Annotated in this window: 12 protein-coding genes; 6 read left to right on the top strand and 6 right to left on the bottom strand. The window is 68.2% G+C overall.

Features of this window, described 5'->3' with window-relative positions; translation table 11 throughout:
• Positions 1-248: 248 nt before the first annotated feature.
• Together IFT63_RS00755 and rsgA are read right to left on the bottom strand one after the other, a co-directional pair.
• Positions 249-1,502, bottom strand: coding sequence for a flavohemoglobin expression-modulating QEGLA motif protein (locus IFT63_RS00755; RefSeq protein ID WP_192082925.1), 1,254 nt, complete (start codon positions 1,500-1,502; stop codon positions 249-251).
• A 69-nt stretch (positions 1,503-1,571) separates the two neighbouring features.
• A complete protein-coding gene (rsgA, locus tag IFT63_RS00750; protein ID WP_042613687.1) occupies positions 1,572-2,669 on the bottom strand; it encodes a ribosome small subunit-dependent GTPase A in 1,098 nt (365 codons plus the stop codon).
• 122 nt (positions 2,670-2,791) lie between these two features.
• On the opposite strand from rsgA, the gene IFT63_RS00745 reads away from it, so the two are divergent.
• Genes IFT63_RS00745 through IFT63_RS00735 form a run of 3 tightly spaced genes read left to right on the top strand, consistent with a single transcriptional unit; the run spans position 2,792 to position 5,419 of the window.
• A complete protein-coding gene (locus tag IFT63_RS00745) occupies positions 2,792-4,069 on the top strand; it encodes a pyridoxal phosphate-dependent aminotransferase (RefSeq protein WP_192082924.1) in 1,278 nt (425 codons plus the stop codon).
• Positions 4,070-4,074: 5 nt separating this feature from the next.
• Positions 4,075-4,686, top strand: a complete 612-nt coding sequence (locus IFT63_RS00740) for an SGNH/GDSL hydrolase family protein (RefSeq protein ID WP_192082923.1) — start codon at positions 4,075-4,077, stop codon at positions 4,684-4,686.
• 4 nt (positions 4,687-4,690) lie between these two features.
• Entirely contained in the window at positions 4,691-5,419 is a 729-nt protein-coding gene (locus IFT63_RS00735) for a methyltransferase (protein ID WP_320504818.1), read from the top strand.
• A gap of 9 nt (positions 5,420-5,428) precedes the next feature.
• Here the strand turns inward: IFT63_RS00735 and IFT63_RS00730 are convergent, their stop codons facing one another.
• Positions 5,429-6,211 (bottom strand): polysaccharide deacetylase family protein, encoded by a 783-nt coding sequence (locus IFT63_RS00730; protein ID WP_192082921.1) that lies wholly within the window; start codon positions 6,209-6,211, stop codon positions 5,429-5,431.
• A 59-nt stretch (positions 6,212-6,270) separates the two neighbouring features.
• On the opposite strand from IFT63_RS00730, the gene grxD reads away from it, so the two are divergent.
• On the top strand, positions 6,271-7,197 hold the full coding sequence (grxD, locus tag IFT63_RS00725; RefSeq protein WP_042613684.1) for a Grx4 family monothiol glutaredoxin: 927 nt from the start codon (positions 6,271-6,273) through the stop codon (positions 7,195-7,197).
• Positions 7,198-7,268: 71 nt separating this feature from the next.
• On the opposite strand, the gene IFT63_RS00720 is transcribed toward grxD, so the two are convergent.
• The 3 genes from IFT63_RS00720 to IFT63_RS00710 form a co-directional block, all read right to left on the bottom strand.
• The gene (locus IFT63_RS00720; protein WP_192082920.1) at positions 7,269-7,808 is read right to left on the bottom strand and encodes a DUF924 family protein; all 540 of its coding nucleotides are present in this window, start codon (positions 7,806-7,808) and stop codon (positions 7,269-7,271) included.
• A 44-nt stretch (positions 7,809-7,852) separates the two neighbouring features.
• Positions 7,853-8,629 (bottom strand): AMP nucleosidase, encoded by a 777-nt coding sequence (locus tag IFT63_RS00715; protein WP_101098963.1) that lies wholly within the window; start codon positions 8,627-8,629, stop codon positions 7,853-7,855.
• Between the two features lie 128 nt (positions 8,630-8,757).
• On the bottom strand, positions 8,758-12,150 hold the full coding sequence (locus IFT63_RS00710) for an autotransporter serine protease (protein ID WP_192082919.1): 3,393 nt from the start codon (positions 12,148-12,150) through the stop codon (positions 8,758-8,760).
• 241 nt (positions 12,151-12,391) lie between these two features.
• Between IFT63_RS00710 and IFT63_RS00705 the strand changes: the two genes are divergently transcribed.
• Both IFT63_RS00705 and IFT63_RS00700 read left to right on the top strand, forming a co-directional pair.
• Positions 12,392-13,795 carry an amidohydrolase gene (locus IFT63_RS00705; protein WP_192082918.1) on the top strand — a complete coding sequence of 468 codons (1,404 nt, stop codon included), beginning with the start codon at positions 12,392-12,394 and terminating at the stop codon, positions 13,793-13,795.
• Between the two features lie 14 nt (positions 13,796-13,809).
• Positions 13,810-15,048, top strand: coding sequence for an amidohydrolase family protein (locus tag IFT63_RS00700; protein WP_249404372.1), 1,239 nt, complete (start codon positions 13,810-13,812; stop codon positions 15,046-15,048).
• Positions 15,049-15,101 lie beyond the last annotated feature (53 nt).

Below are 15,101 nucleotides of genomic sequence, written 5' to 3'. Positions count from 1 at the left end.
GCTCCTTCCGCTACCTTCGGCGCTACCGCTTTTCTTTCTTTTTTTACGTGGCGGGCGGCCACCGGAATCTGTCAGGGCGACGGGTGGGTGGGGTTGGGCGGGGGCGTTGAGCGCCATGGATGGCGCGAAACGAGGCCCGCAGGATGCGGCTTCTGCCGTCCCCCGACCAACCCCACCCACCCGTCGCCAAACCAGCAAACCGCTTGAAATGCCACCCGCCACGAGGGGGTCTCACCCGTTCGACCAAGTCACTCCGGTGACAGCTGATCCATCCGTATCCGATTGGCGAACAGCGAAAACGCCAACATCCCCGCCAGCCCATTGGCCCGGCTCACCCAGTGCGGCAGCCAGCGCGGCGGCTGCAGGATCCCCGCCTCGAACAACGGCGCGAAGGTGATCGCATCGGTCAGCGTCATCTTGCCGGCGAACAACCACCGGCATACCTGCAGGCGATCTTCGGCCAGCATGTGGCGGAAGAACGTATGCACCGACACCAGTCCGCGCAGGTACACCGTGTCCTTGGTGAAGGCCATGCCGCCGCTGGGCGGAACGCCGCGGAACACGCGCTGGGCCGAAGCGAAGCTCTCTTCGAGGTTCTGCCCCGCATCGCAGAAGTAGCGGAACACCTCGATGAAATCCGCACCTTCGCGGGCCATCGCAATGGCTTCGGTACGCAGGCTGATGCGCTTCAGCCGCTCGATGTCGATGCTGCCGGTGATCTGCTCGGCGAAGGTGGCCAAGCCTTCCTGGGTGGCGGTGACGCGCGGGGATGACAATGCCAGGCTCGGCAGGACATGCTGCCCCCGGCCGTTCAACGCCGTCAGCGAGTGCACCAGGGCTTCATGGTGGAACAACTGTGCACGGTCGTACGCACTGAAGCGGGCGCTGGTGCGAAGGCGGATGCGGGTCGGCCCGGCGGCCGCTTTCGATACCAGTTCCGGATCCAGCTGCACCTGGATGATGCGCGATTCGAAGAACGCGTCCAGGTCGCTCTGCAGCTGCAGCTGCAGCGCGGTAGCCGATACCGGGACCTGCTCTTCCGGGGCCAGCAGCTCGTGGTCCAGTTCGGCGGCGATCTGGATGAAATGGCGCGCGGCATCGCGCGTGCTGGGCCCCTTGCCGGGCAGCGGCTGCTCGGGCGAACCGAACAACTGCACCGAACATGCATCCACCGCGGCGGTGCCCAACCCTTCCAGCAGCTGCGCGGCCACATCCCAGCTTTGTGCGGACTGCTGCACATAACGCCCCAGCGGATGGTCGGCATCGCATTCGGCGGTCACCGCGGCCAGCGCACGCCGCGCATCGCTGAAATCAAGCTTGGGGTAATCCACCTGTGGCAGCCGCGGCTGGCCACTGGCCACACTGGCCAGGAACGGGGACTGCAGGGCCGCCGGCCAACTGGTCAGCCCCAGCAGCCGGATGCCGCCGACGGCTTCGACCAGCCGCGCATCCAGCGCGGCATGGTGGGCCACTTCATGGTCTAGCGTCGCGCCTGGATCCATGGGCTGACTATACGGTAGTGACGGCCGCTGGCCGTCAATCGTCCCGGCGCGGACGGCCAGCGCCCGTCACTACCGGCGGCGCGGCGACTTGCCTGCGCCACGGCGGGCCGCGGTGCGGCGTTCCTGCGCCGTCTCGGCCTGGCGTACCGCCAGCTTTGCCGCCGCGGCAGCGACCTCTTCCTTCAGCTTGAAGTAGTTCAGCACGCGGGTCTCTTCGATCTCGCCTTCTTCGATCGCCGCACGCACCGCGCAACCCGGTTCCTGCTGGTGCAGGCAATTGCGGAACCGGCACTGTGCCGCCAGCGCTTCGATATCGGCAAAACCACCTTCGGCCAGCGTCTCTTCGCCGGTCGGCTTCAGTTCGCGCATGCCGGGCGTGTCGATCAGGCAGGCACCCATCGGCAACGGCATCAGCGCGCGATGGGTCGTGGTGTGGCGGCCGCGCGAATCGTTGGAGCGCACCGCGTTGGTCTTCATCCGCTGCTCGCCGAGCAGGGTGTTGGTCAGGGTCGACTTGCCCGCGCCCGAGGAGCCCACCAGCACCACCGTATGCCCCGCGCCCAGCCACGGATGCAGGGTCGCCACGCTGGCCGGATCCAGCCCGTTGACGGCCCGCAGCGCGATGCCCTGCGCCTTCAATTCTTCCAGCACCGCCAGCGCGTCTTCGGTGTATTCGGTCTGGTCGGCCTTGGTCAGCACCACCACCGGCTCGGCGCCGCCGCCGCCCACCAGCAGCAGGTAGCGCTCGATCCGCCGCGGATTGAAATCGGCATCCAGGCCGCAGACGATGAACACCGTATCGACGTTGGCCGCGATCACCTGCTGGTGGTAATGCTCCCCCGCCGCGCCACGCTTGATCGCGGTGCGCCGCGGCAGCAGCGCGACGATGCGCACGCCCTCCAGCAGCACCCAGTCGCCCACCGCAGGGCGCTCGTGGCTGGGAAAGCGCGGACGCTGCCATTCCGGCAGGGATTCGGCCTTAATCGACGCGTCCGGGCCATCGGCGACCACGTAATGGGTGCGATGCTGCTCGATCACCCGCGCAGGCCGCGCCTGTGGATGGGTCGCCATCGCGGCCTGCCAGTCCGCCTGGTCGGCGTTGGCGGGCGGGCCGGGCCAAGGCCAGCCAATGGTCTGCAGTGCGGGGTAATCAGGGGTGTCGGTCATCGTCCGCATTCTACCGGCAGCGCGCCTTGCGGGCGCGGGCGCTGGCCGGCGGAGACCCTTGCCATGCATCGCAGCAATTCAGCTAGTATGGGTCATCCACGCCCATCGACGGCCCGTCTGCCATGTCCACCCCCACGCCCAAGCCCCTGGCCATCCGTGAGCGCCTTTCCGAAGTGCGCTACGAGATCCGAGGAGAGCTGGCGCGGCGAGCGCGGGAACTGGAGGCGCAGGGCCGCACGCTGATCAAACTGAACATCGGCAACCCCGGCAACTTCGGCTTCCGCGCGCCGGAGCACCTGCAGCGCGCCATCGCCGATGACATGGGCCGCACCGATCCCTACACCCACCAGCAGGGCCTGCCGGAAGCGCGCGAGGCCATCGCGGCTGCCTACGCCCGTCGCGGCGCACCCGACGCGCACCCGGACCGGGTATTCATCGGCAACGGCGTCAGCGAACTGATCGACCTGTCGCTGCGGGCGCTGCTCAATCCCGGTGACGAAGTGCTGGTGCCCTCGCCCGATTACCCGCTGTGGTCGGCCGCGACCATCCTCAACGACGGCCGCCCGGTGTATTACCGCTGCGCCCCGGAGAATGGCTTCCAGCCGGACCCGAGCGAGATCGAAGCACTGGTGTCCTCGCGTACCCGCGCCATCGTGCTGATCAACCCCAACAATCCCAGCGGTGCCAGTTACTCGCGCGAACTGCTCGAACGCATCGTCGCCATCGCGCGCAAGCACAACCTGCTGCTGATGGTCGATGAAATCTACGACCAGATCCTGTACGACGACGCGGTGTTCCAGCCGGTAGCACCGCTGGCGGGCGACCAGCCCTGCATCACCTTCAGCGGCCTGAGCAAGGTGCACCGCGCCTGCGGCTGGCGCGTGGGCTGGGCGATGCTGTCCGGCGAAGCCGAGCGGCTGGGTGAGTTCCGCGCCGCGATGGACCTGCTCAGCGCGCTGCGCCTGTGCGCCAACGTGCCCGGCCAGTACGCCATCGATGCGGCCGTGAACGGTCCCGATACGATCACCCCGCTGTGCACGCCCGGTGGCCGCCTGTACGAAACCCGCCGTGCGGTGATCGACGCCTGCGCGGCCAGCGAGCACCTCTCGCTGGTGGCACCGGCCGGTGCCCTGTACGCCTTCCCGGCCGTGGTCGGCGATGCCGCCAGGGGCCTGGATGACCACGATTTCGCGTTGGAACTGATGAACGACGAAGGCGTGCTGGTGGTACCCGGCTCCAGCTTCAACGTGCCCTACCGACATCATTTCCGCGTCACCCTGTTGCCCGAGGCGGCGGTGATGCGCGAGGTGTTCTCGCGGATCGACCGCGCACTGGCACGCCGCGCCGAAGCCAACCGCAAGGTCGTGCCGCTGAAGCCGCGTCGCTCGGCCGTCGCCTGACCCCGATGGCACGCACCTGGCTGGCCTTGGGCGACTCCTACACGATTGGCGAAGGCGTTGCGGCGGAAGGTCGCTGGCCGCATCAACTGGCGGCGTTGCTACGAGGACGCGGGATCGCGATGCAGGAGCCACGGACCATCGCCACCACCGGCTGGACCACCGATGAGCTGGATGCCGGCGTCGATGCGGTTGCACCGGACGGTCCGTTCGACTTCGTCAGCCTGCTGATCGGGGTCAACAACCAGTACCGCGGTCGGTCACTGGAAGATTACCAGCAGCAGTTCAGCGCCCTGCTGCAGCGTGCGCTGGCGTTTGCCGGCGGCAGGCCGGCAAGGGTGCTGGTGCTGTCCATCCCGGACTGGGGGGTTACCCCGTTCGCACACGATCGCGACCACGCCGCCATTGCCGGCGCGCTGGATGGCTACAACCACGCCGCGCAGGCGATCTGCAACGCGCTCGGGATCGCCTACGTGGACATCACCGATCTCTCGCGCCAGCACGGCGCGGAAGCGGCGATGCTCGCAGACGACGGCCTGCATCCTTCGGCGCGGATGTATGCGCTGTGGGCGCAGCGGGCCCTGCCGCTGGCCGAGCGCATGCTCGCGTCCGCCGCCTGAACTGGTGACCGGCGCGCGGCCCACGGCACGTTCGCCGGCATCTTCGCTGGACACCGCCGAGGCAACGGCCATCGCCCGCGCTTTCCTGCCGGACCGCAGCTGGGGTAATCGCAGCACCTACTACTACGTGCGCGCGAAGTTAGGCAGTGATCCGCTCTATAACGGAGTGCTGCAGGCGCTTCCGGATGACGCCCTGCCCGTGCTCGACCTGGGCTGTGGGCTGGGCCTGCTGGGCCACGTCGCGCGGCTGCACAGCCGGATGCAACCCTATCTCGGCGTGGACCTGGATGCGGGCAAGATCGATCGCGGTGCACGTGCGGTCCGCCGCGCGGCACTTCCCGCACTGGACCTGCGCCACCTGGACATCCAGCAGCCGCTGCCCCCCCACAGCGGCCACGTGGCGGTGCTGGATGTGCTGCACTACCTGGACGCGTCGGCGCAGGCCGCGCTGCTGCACGCCGCTGCACAGCGTGTGGCACCGGGTGGGACGCTGGTGCTGCGCAGTCCGTTGGATACCGGCGATGGCCGCGACCGCACCACGCGCCTGACCGACCGGCTGGGCTGGCTGTCCGGCTGGATGCGCACCCGCCCACGCCACTATCCAACCGCCGGCGCGCTGCAACAGCTGCTCGGCGAGGCCGGCCTGCTCGCCGAAGCGCCGCGCCCACTACACGGGCGCACTCCCTTCAACAGCTGGCTGCTGGTGGCCACGCGCCCACCCGTGGCGCGCTGACCTGCCGCGTCAGGGGCCTGGCGGCAACCGCGCCTGCAGCTTCCGCTCGTGCAGCGCCTGCAGCACCCCTTCGATGATCTGCAGGTTGTAGCCGTGTGCACTGCCTTCGTGCAGCAGCACGATCGCCCCCGGCTGCAGGTCCGGCAGCAGCCGCGCCAGCACCTGCGCCGGTGTGCAGTCCACCCCATCGAAACCGCGCGCGCTCCAGCCGACCCGGGTCAGGCCCAGATGTTGCACCACCGGTCCCACGAACGGATTGGTCATGCCCACCACCGAGCGGTACCAGTGTGTGGGTCGGCCGGTGATCGCCTGCAGCGCCTGCTGGCAGTGGCCGATCTCGCGGGCCATGGCCACCGGTCCCAGCCGCCAGAAGCGGGCCTGCGGGTGGCTGTGGCTGTGATTGCCCACGTCATGGCCACGTCGGATCAGCTCGCGCACCAGCTCCGGATGGGCCAGCGCGCGTTCGCCCACCAGGAAGAAGGTCGCCCTGGCCTGGTAGCGGTCAAGCAGGTCCAGCACGGCGGGCGTATCCCTTCCCGGGCCGTCGTCGATGGTCAGCCAGACCGCATCGCCGGCATCGGCCAGGCGGCGGGTCACGGGGGTGTAGAAGCGGCTGTTGGGCAGGAACACCGGCACCAGGAACAGCGCATGGCTGGCCAGCAGCAGGGCCAGTCCCCAGCCCCAGCCGGAAAAGATCCACACCGCCAGGGCAAGCAACTGGGACAGCGCGAAGCCCAGCAGCGCGCGCCAAGGCCAGCGCGGGGGGCAATGCAGCGTTTCTACCGTGGTCATGCCCCATGATGCCACGAGGGGTAGAATCAGCGGTTCGATATCACCGGATTTCCACCGCCATGTCCCTCGATCCCGCCCTGCGTTCGCGCATCGAAACCCTCCTCGCCAACGACCGCGTCGTGTTGTTCATGAAGGGCCAGCCATCCATGCCGCAGTGTGGGTTCTCGGCCAAGGCCGTCGGCGCACTGCAGGACCTGGGCGTGGAGTTCGGCCACGTCAACGTGCTGGCCGACCAGGAGATCCGCGAAGGCATCAAGCAGTACGGCGACTGGCCGACCATCCCGCAGCTGTACATCGACGGCGAGCTGGTCGGTGGCAGCGACATCATCCTGCAGATGGCCTCCAGCGGAGAGCTGAGCAGCGTGCTCGGCCTGGCCGCCCCGGACCGCACCCCGCCGTCCATCACCGTGACCCCGGCTGCGGTGGAAATGCTCAAGGGCGCGCTGGCCGACTCGCCCGGTGCCGCACTTCAGCTGGGCATCGATGCCCGCTTCCAGCCGAACTTCCAGCTGGCCCCGTTCGATGAGGGCGCGATCGCGGCCGAATCCAACGGCCTGCGCGTGCAGTTCGACCTGGCCAGTGCGCGTCGCGCCGATGGCATCACCATCGACTGGGTGGACGACATCCGCGGCAAGGGCCTGGCCATCGACAACCCGAACGCACCCAAGGCCATCACCGAACTGTCGGTGCGCGATGCTGATGACCTGGTGCGTGCCGGTACGGTGCTGCTGGTCGACGTGCGTCCGTCCGAAGAGCGTTCGATCGCCGCCGTCGGCGTGCCGTTCAAGGTCTTCGATGGCAACGGCCGTGCCGAGCTGGAAGCCCTGCCGAAGGACACCGCGCTGGCTTTCCTGTGCCACCACGGTGGCCGCAGCGCGCAGGCTGCCGAACAGTTCCGTGCGCTGGGCTTCACCAAGGTGCACAACGTGACCGGCGGCATCGATGCCTGGTCCGACGAGGTCGACAACGGCGTGCCGAAGTACTGATCCCGGATTTCACGCAGTGCAGTAACGATCTGGAAAACGCCGGCCCATGCCGGCGTTTTCCGTTCCAGCGATCAACCCGCGAATCCGCCCTCGGCCAGGAAATCCATTTCTTCCATCGTGGTCATCCGCCCCAGCACCGCATTGCGGTGCGGGAAGCGCCCGAAGCGGCGGATGATGTCGCGGTGCAGCTCGGCGAACTGCAGATATTGCTTGTCGCCCAGCACGTCGAACATCGCCACCGAACGATCCTGGTCCTGCGGATCTTCAGAGTGTTCGAACGGCAGGTAGATGAACGCACGCAGCTTGGGCAGCAGCTCCAGGTCCAGGCCCTCTTCCACTGCGCGCATCGCGTAATGCCGGGCCAGCCCATCGGTGGCATACGAATGGGCGGTGCCGCGGAAGCAGTTGCGTGGGAACTGGTCCAGCAGCAGCATCAGCGCCAGTGCCCCTTCGGCGCTGGACAGCCAGTGCTCGCGGGCCCGCGAGGCCGCCGCATGGTGTTCCTCCAGGAACAACGCACGGAAGCGCGCGTCGAACGCCTCGTCTCGCGCGAACCATTTCGCTGGCCCTGCTTCGGTCCAGAACGCCACTACCTGCGCTGCGGTCTGCATATCCTGCTCCACGGGCTGCATCGGGGCGCCCTGCCCACTGCCAGTCATTCGTCGAACCGCAGGTGGCGGACCGATTTGCCGTTGCGCCGGATCAGCCTCAGGGCCTCGATGCCGATCTGGATATGGTTGTCCACGAACTGCGAACTCACCTTGGCATCGGACGCTTCGGTCTTCACCCCATCCGGGATCATCGGCTGGTCGGAGACCAGCAGCAAGGCCCCCGTCGGGATGTGGTTGGCGAAGCCCGCCGCGAACACCGTGGCGGTCTCCATGTCGATGGCCATGCAGCGCATGCTGCGCAGCCGTTCCTTGAAGGCTTCGTCGTGCTCCCATACGCGCCGGTTGGTGGTGAACACGGTGCCGGTCCAGTAGTCGTGGCCGAGGTCGCGGATCATCGTGCTGACCGCCCGCTGCAGCGCGAACGCCGGCAATGCCGGCACTTCCGGCGGCAGGTAATCGCTGGAGGTGCCTTCACCGCGGATCGCCGCGATCGGCAGCACCAGGTCGCCCAGCTGGTTCTTGCGCTTGAGCCCACCGCACTTGCCCAGGAACAGCACTGCCTTGGGCATCACCGCGGACAGAAGATCCATGATGATGGCCGCATTGGGGCTGCCCATGCCGAAGTTGATCATGCTGATGCCATCGGCGGTGACGCTGGCCATCGGCCGGTCAAGGCCCACCACCGGTGCGCCGGTCAGCTGCGCGAAGGCATGCAGGTAGCCGCTGAAATTGGTCAGCAGGATGTGCTGGCCGAACTGGTCCAATGGCACGCCGGTGTAGCGCGGCAACCAGTTGTCGACGATGTCCTGCTTGGTCTTCATGTGGCGGTTTTCGCGAACGTCAGGGCACGATTCTGCGAGAGCCACGGCGCAGAGTCGAGCATCGCCGGTGCGGAAACAAAAAGGGCGGCCCGCAGGCCGCCCTAGATCACGCGTGGATCAGACCTCGATCAGAACCGCAGCGACCAGCGTGCGTTGACCCCATGGTCGCGGCTTTCATCGCCGAACTGGCCGTTGTAGCCCAGTTCCAGCTGCTGGCGCGGGCTCAACCAGGCCGACAGGCCCAGCTCTGCCACCACCGCGCTGTCGGCGATCGGCGCGCCGCTGACGGCAAAGCTGCTGCCGCCATCGAAGGCCAGCTGCGCCAGCCCGTCGCGGTCACCGGAGGCGCGGCGATAGCCCACCCCGCCGACAACGTGCAGCCATGCATCCTGCTGGAATGCTGCCTTGAGGCCCTTGTCGAAACGCGCGCCGACGGTGGCCACGGTGGTCGCGGTGTCGTCCACCCGGCCACGCAGCGCGGCGGCACCGCCCTGCTCGCGCACATCGTCCACGTCCACTTCGACACGGGCGAGCTGCAGGTAAGGCGCCAGTCCACCCTGCGTGCCGCCGAAGCGGTAACCGGCTTCGATGAAGGCCTGCTTCGTCTTCGCGTCGTAGTTGGCATTCAGCCCGTCGCTGTAACCGGCGAAGGCCACCTGGCGGCTGCTGTCGATGTCGTGGCGGCTGTAACCGAGGCCACCGCGCAGGCCGAACGCGCCCCAGCTGTGGCCTGCGTACAGGCCCACGTGGGTGTTGTCGATACGCGCCTTCGCCGAACGCCCCTGCGCCTGCTTCGTGTCGGTGCGGCCGTTGCCCAGCAGCAGGCCGAGCTGCCAGCCGCCGATGTCACGATCGATGCCAACCAGCAGGCCGCTGGTGTTGGACTGGGTACGTGCCGTGTTGGCATCGCCATCCAGCTTTCCGCTGCCGCCGATGGCCTGCACCCAGGCACCGGTGGCCTGGCTGTCGTCGTCCTGCGGCGAACGCGCGCCTACCGCACGGCTCAACGCCGCATCGCGCACGTAACGGCTGCTTTCCACCAGCGCCAGCGGCGTGGCGGCATGCAGTTCACCGCTCAGGCCGTCCAACGCCGCACCGACCTGCTGCGGGAACAGCAGGGTCAGCGGCTGCGGCAGGCCCTGGTCAACGGCCAGCGCATCGGCCGAACCGGCCACTGCGCGCTGGTTGGCGGTGCTCGCCGCGCTGGCAAGCAGCTGGCCACGGGTGACCTCGATGTTGATGCCATTGCTGCCGTAGCCCACGCCGAACTGCAGGAACGGCGAGAACGCGCTGAAGTCGGTGGTGGCGAACCGGCCCTGCACACCACCGTCGGCCTGGATGACGTTGAACTGCTCGCCCAGGTAGTAGATGCCCGCTTCCGGCAGCGCCTTCAGCGTGCCATCCAGCGTGGCGCTGCCACTGACGCGCAGCAGGTCGCTGCTGCCGCCCGGCGACAGCTCGGCCAGGTAGACGCCGCTGGCGGTCTGCACGTAGTCGCCATTGATGGTCAGCGTGCCGATCGAGTTACCCGGCGCGATGATGCCGGCCATCCGCGTGTCGCCCAGCGTACCGGTGCCCTGCAGCAGGCCGTTGGCCCCGACGAACGTCGAGCCACCGGTCTGCGTTCCATTGAAGGCCACCACCCCGCCGGCGTTGATCGACAGCGACGACCCATCCAGCAGTGCACCCGCGGCGACCAGCCCGCTGCCGCCGCGCACATCCAGGTCGGTGTCCACCAGGCTGCCGTTCAAGCGCAGCTGGCCGCCCTGCACCACCACCGCATCGGTCAGCGCGTTGACGCCGTCCAGTTCCAGGATGCCTTCGCGCAGCACGGCGCCATTGAAGCTGTTGTCACCGCTCAGGCGCAGCCAGCCGCTGCCGGACTTGGTCAGCGCACCGGGGCCGCCGATGTCGTTGGTCCAGTCATCCCACGCATCGCCCTCCCATACCTTCAGGCCGCCGGCCGCGGTGTTCATCACCACGTGGGTGTCCACCCGCAGCTGGCCATAGCCTTCGATGGCCTTCTCCAGGTTCACCAAGCCCCAGCCGTACACATCGTCCACGCCTTCGGCGCCGAGGTCGGTGGCGGTGGTCAGCAGCACGTCGCGCACCTGCGCGTTGTCCAGGTACGGGAAACGTTCGAACAGCAGGCCCAGCGCGCCGGTGACGTGGGGGGCCGCCATGGAGGTGCCGCTCATCTGTTCGTAGGTATAGCTGGGCACGCGTTCCAGCACGTCCAGCAGCACGTTCTGGTTGTCATCGGTGGCGAGCTGGCCTTCCAGCCCCTCCGAACCATACGAGGTGGAGATGATGTCGCTGCCCGGCGCGGCCAGGCACCAGTTCGCCGCCAGCCCGCAGCGGTGCGACAGGTCGCTCAGCTGCAGGTTCTGGTCGAGGTTGACCACGGCCAGCCAGTACGGCTCGATGTCCGCGAAGGCACGTGGCAGCGTCGCATACACGCCGGCCAGCGGAGCCTGCTCCGGGCTGGGGTTGTAGTCGGCGGAGTTGCCGGCTGCCCACACCTGGATCATGCCGGCCTGGCGCGAGCCTTCGGCAAAGATATCCAGGTAGGCGCGGTCGCCTTCGTGGTTGTAGATCTCATCGAACGCTTCGACGGTCTCCGGCTCGCTGCCCAGGCCCCAGCTGTGGTTGATCGCGCGCACGCCCTGGGCGTTCATCTGCGAATACATGCTGGCAAAGGCATCTTCGCTCGGACCGACCTGCGGGAACACCGAGCCCTGGCGGTAGTAATTGTCCGATCCCAGGTACCACTCGACGTAGCTGTCGAAGAACAGCTTGGACGCGGCCAGGTCCGCACCGAAGGCCACGCCATGCATGCCGCTGCCATCGCGGTTGGCGGCGATGGTGCCCGACACGTGCGTGCCGTGGGTGTTGAAGGTCAGGCCGTACGGTGCACCGGCACCGATCAGGAAGGCGATGTCTTCCTCGGTCAGGCCGTAATCGAAGCCGATGGCCTCCAGCGCCACCACATCACCGTCGCTGGCGAAGCAGGCATCCGGACCCCACAGCGCGTTGACGTTGGTGCAGGAGGTGCCGTCAGGCAGCAGGTCGGCGATGCGGATGCTGCTGTGGTTCTTGCCGGCGAACTCATCGTGCGCCAGGCCGGTGCCACTGTCGAACACCCCCAGGCGGATCCCCTGGCCGGTCAGCCCACGCGCATAGGCGGCATCGGCGTTCATCGCGCCCAAGCCCCAATCCACCTGGAACTCATCGGTCTGCCAGCTTTCGCGGTTGCCGGCGGTGCCCATCACCGGGCCGGTTTCTGCAGCAGCTGCCAGCGTGGTTGCGGTCGAAGGCGCGACGGCGCCCTGCGGCACCGATGCGGCAGCTGCCTGCACGCTGCGCAGCTGCTGATACTGGCCAAGCAGCGCATCGGGCGACTGCGCAAGGGCCGGCATCGCGGCGGCCACAAGCAACGAACCGGCGATGGCCGAAGCGAGCAGCGAAGGGAGGGGACGGCGCGACGAAGAAGAAGTACGGAACAACGTGGTACGGGTCATGGTTGGATCTATTCCTTGATTACGTGGTTCATCCTGGGTGCGCGCGGCCATTGCAGCTCGCGGCCACCCACACGGCGGACAGCGCGTGGCGCCATCGCGCCTCGAGATTACCGCAATTGCGAAAGCGCGCCTTCCCCGTGCCGCCGCGTACGGTGACCACGCCAGGCCGAAGGTCACTTGGCAAGCAGGCGGTTACTCCGCTAGCGTCAGCGACCTGCACCACCATGCTCACGGGGACTCCATGCACAACCTGCTGCGCGCCGGCATCGGCCTGGCGCTGCTGTCGCTGGCCGCTGCGCCGGCCACCGGCGCTTCGCGCTTCATCCAGGATCCGTATCCCAGCACCTACCAGCCGCACAGCAGCGAGGCCGTGCTGATCCACAACGCCACCGTGCTGACCGGCACCGGGCAGCGCCTGGACGATGCGGACGTGCTGCTGCGTGACGGAAAAGTGGTAGAGGTTGGCCGCGCCCTGCAGGCGGGCAGCGACGTGCGCCGCATCGACGCGCACGGGCGCTGGGTGACACCCGGCCTGATCGACGTGCACTCGCATCTCGGTGTGTACCCCAGCCCCGGCGTCAGCGCGCACAGCGATGGCAACGAGATGACCGCCCCGGTCACCGCCAATGTCTGGGCCGAACATTCGGTGTGGCCGCAGGATCCCGGTTTCGCCGAGGCGCTGGCCGGCGGGGTGACCAGCATGCAGGTGCTGCCCGGTTCGGCCAACCTGGTCGGCGGCCGCGGCGTGGTGCTCAAGAACGTGCCCACCACCACCTACCAGGCGATGAAGTTCCCCGGTGCGCCGTGGGGGCTGAAGATGGCCTGCGGCGAGAATCCCAAGCGTGTGTATGGCGGCAAGGGCACCGCACCGGGCACCCGGATGGGCAACGTGGCCGGCTACCGCGCCGCCTTCATCGATGCCAGCGAATACATCGCCAAGAACACCGCCAAGCCGGCCAAGCGCAAGCGCTGGTTCGGCGGCGACAAGGAAGACAGCAGCGGTGACAGCGGTGGAAAGCGTGACCTGAAACTGGACACGCTGGCTGGCGCGATCCAGGGCGACATCCGCGTGCACATCCACTGCTACCGCGCCGACGAAATGGCCACCATGCTCGACCTGGCCGATGAGTTCGGCTTCAAGATCGCCGCGTTCCATCACGGCGTGGAAGCCTACAAACTGGCCGACCGACTGGCCCAGGAAGGCGTCTGCGGCGCCCTGTGGGCTGACTGGTGGGGATTCAAGATGGAAGCCTTCGACGGCATCCAGGAGAACATCGCGCTGGTCGACCGTCCGGCCAACAGCTGCGCCATCGTGCACTCGGATTCACCCGAGGGCATCCAGCGCCTGAACCAGGAAGCGGCCAAGGTGATCGCCGCCGCGCGCCGCGCCAACATGCCGACGATCGCGCCGGAACGCGCCATCACCTGGATGACCGCCAACGCGGCCAAGGCACTGGGCATCGAAGCCAGGACCGGCACCCTGGAAGCGGGCAAGAACGCCGACGTGGTGGTGTGGAACGGCAATCCTTTCAGCTCCTATGCGCTGGCCGACCAGGTGTTCATTGATGGCCACCAATACTTCGACCGGGCCGATCCGCGCAGCAAGCCGGTGTCTGATTTCCGACTCGGCCAGGAGGTGCGCTGATGATCCGCGCACCCATGAAGACCGCGCACGCCCTCGCCCTGCTGCTGGGCCTGGCCGCCCTGCCCGCCACCGCGCAGGACCTGCTGATCCGCAACGCGACCGTGCATACCGCCAGCGCGCGCGGCAGCCTGTCCCATGCCGATGTACTGGTGCGCGGCGGCGTGATCCAGTCGGTCGGCAGCGGCCTTGCCGCACCGGTCGGCGTGGCGGTGGTGGAGGCCGAGGGCCGTCCGCTGACGCCCGCGCTGTTCGGTGGCATCACCGAAATCGGCATCGAGGAGGTGTCCGGCGAAGAGAGCACGGTGGACAGCACGCTGACCCTCGGCGAGCAGCCGTTGCGACCGGAGTTCGATGTCACCCTGGCCTTCAATCCCGCCTCGATCCTGATCCCGGTGGCACGCGTGGAAGGCATCGGCTTCACCGCGCTGGGCGCACACACCGGCGGCGGCTTCATCGCCGGCCAGGGCGGCGTGGTGCGGCTGGATGGCAGTGCCGATCCGATCGGTCCGCGCGCCCTGTACCTGCGGCTCGGTTCGGCGGCGGCGGAGCTGACCGGCAAGTCACGCGCTGCCCAGTGGATGCTGCTGCAGCAGGTCATCGACGAGGCCCGTGGCCGCGTCGGCCCTGATTCCCCGCATGCCCTGCTCACCCCCGCCGGCCGGCGCACGCTGGCCGATTACCTGGCCGGCAAGGGACGCATCATCATCGAGGTGGGCCGTGCCTCGGACATCCGCCAGCTGCTGCGCTGGTCGGCACGCGAGAAGGTGAGGATCGCCATCGCCGGCGGCGCCGAGGCCTGGCAGCTGGCACCCGAACTGGCCCAGGCCGGCGTGCCGGTCTTCGTCGATGCGCTGGGCAACCTGCCGACCACCTTCGACCAGATCGGCGCGACCCTGGAAAATGCCGCCCGCCTGCGCAAGGCCGGGGTGGAGGTCAGCTTCACCCAGAGCGGAGATGCCTCCCACAATGCGCGCAAGGTGCGCCAGCTGGCGGGCAATGCGGTGGCGCATGGCTTGCCGTGGGCCGACGGACTGGCCGGCCTGACGCGGGTCCCGGCGCAGGCGCTGGGCGTGGGCGACCGCATCGGCAGCATCGAGCCGGGCAAGCTGGCCGACCTGGTGCTGTGGGAAGGCGATCCGCTGGACGTGGCGCATTATGCCGAACAGGTGTGGCTGGGCGGACGCGCGATGCCGATGCGTTCCCGCCAGACCGAACTGCGCGACCGTTACCTGCCGCGCACGGCGCAGCCCTGACCTGGCCCGGCCACGGGTCCGGATCCGGGCCCCAAGGACACGCCCGGGCCGGT

It is taken from the genome of Stenotrophomonas sp. CFBP 13724 (genome assembly GCF_014841975.1).
Lineage (GTDB): Bacteria > Pseudomonadota > Gammaproteobacteria > Xanthomonadales > Xanthomonadaceae > Stenotrophomonas > Stenotrophomonas lacuserhaii.
Note: the sequence above shows the minus strand (reverse complement) of the source record. Positions and strands in the feature narration are given on the sequence as shown.

Excerpts from the sequence above, each read along its gene's own strand:
- IFT63_RS00700 (WP_249404372.1), top strand. The coding sequence starts at position 13,810 with ATGAAGACCGCGCACGCCCTCGCCCTGCTGCTGGGCCTGGCCGCCCTG.
- IFT63_RS00715 (WP_101098963.1), bottom strand. The coding sequence starts at position 8,629 with ATGAAGACCAAGCAGGACATCGTCGACAACTGGTTGCCGCGCTACACC.
- IFT63_RS00740 (WP_192082923.1), top strand. The coding sequence starts at position 4,075 with ATGGCACGCACCTGGCTGGCCTTGGGCGACTCCTACACGATTGGCGAA.
- IFT63_RS00745 (WP_192082924.1), top strand. The coding sequence starts at position 2,792 with ATGTCCACCCCCACGCCCAAGCCCCTGGCCATCCGTGAGCGCCTTTCC.
- IFT63_RS00705 (WP_192082918.1), top strand. The coding sequence starts at position 12,392 with ATGCACAACCTGCTGCGCGCCGGCATCGGCCTGGCGCTGCTGTCGCTG.
- IFT63_RS00730 (WP_192082921.1), bottom strand. The coding sequence starts at position 6,211 with ATGACCACGGTAGAAACGCTGCATTGCCCCCCGCGCTGGCCTTGGCGC.
- rsgA (WP_042613687.1), bottom strand. The coding sequence starts at position 2,669 with ATGACCGACACCCCTGATTACCCCGCACTGCAGACCATTGGCTGGCCT.
- IFT63_RS00755 (WP_192082925.1), bottom strand. The coding sequence starts at position 1,502 with ATGGATCCAGGCGCGACGCTAGACCATGAAGTGGCCCACCATGCCGCG.
- grxD (WP_042613684.1), top strand. The coding sequence starts at position 6,271 with ATGTCCCTCGATCCCGCCCTGCGTTCGCGCATCGAAACCCTCCTCGCC.
- IFT63_RS00710 (WP_192082919.1), bottom strand. The coding sequence starts at position 12,150 with ATGACCCGTACCACGTTGTTCCGTACTTCTTCTTCGTCGCGCCGTCCC.
- IFT63_RS00720 (WP_192082920.1), bottom strand. The coding sequence starts at position 7,808 with ATGCAGACCGCAGCGCAGGTAGTGGCGTTCTGGACCGAAGCAGGGCCA.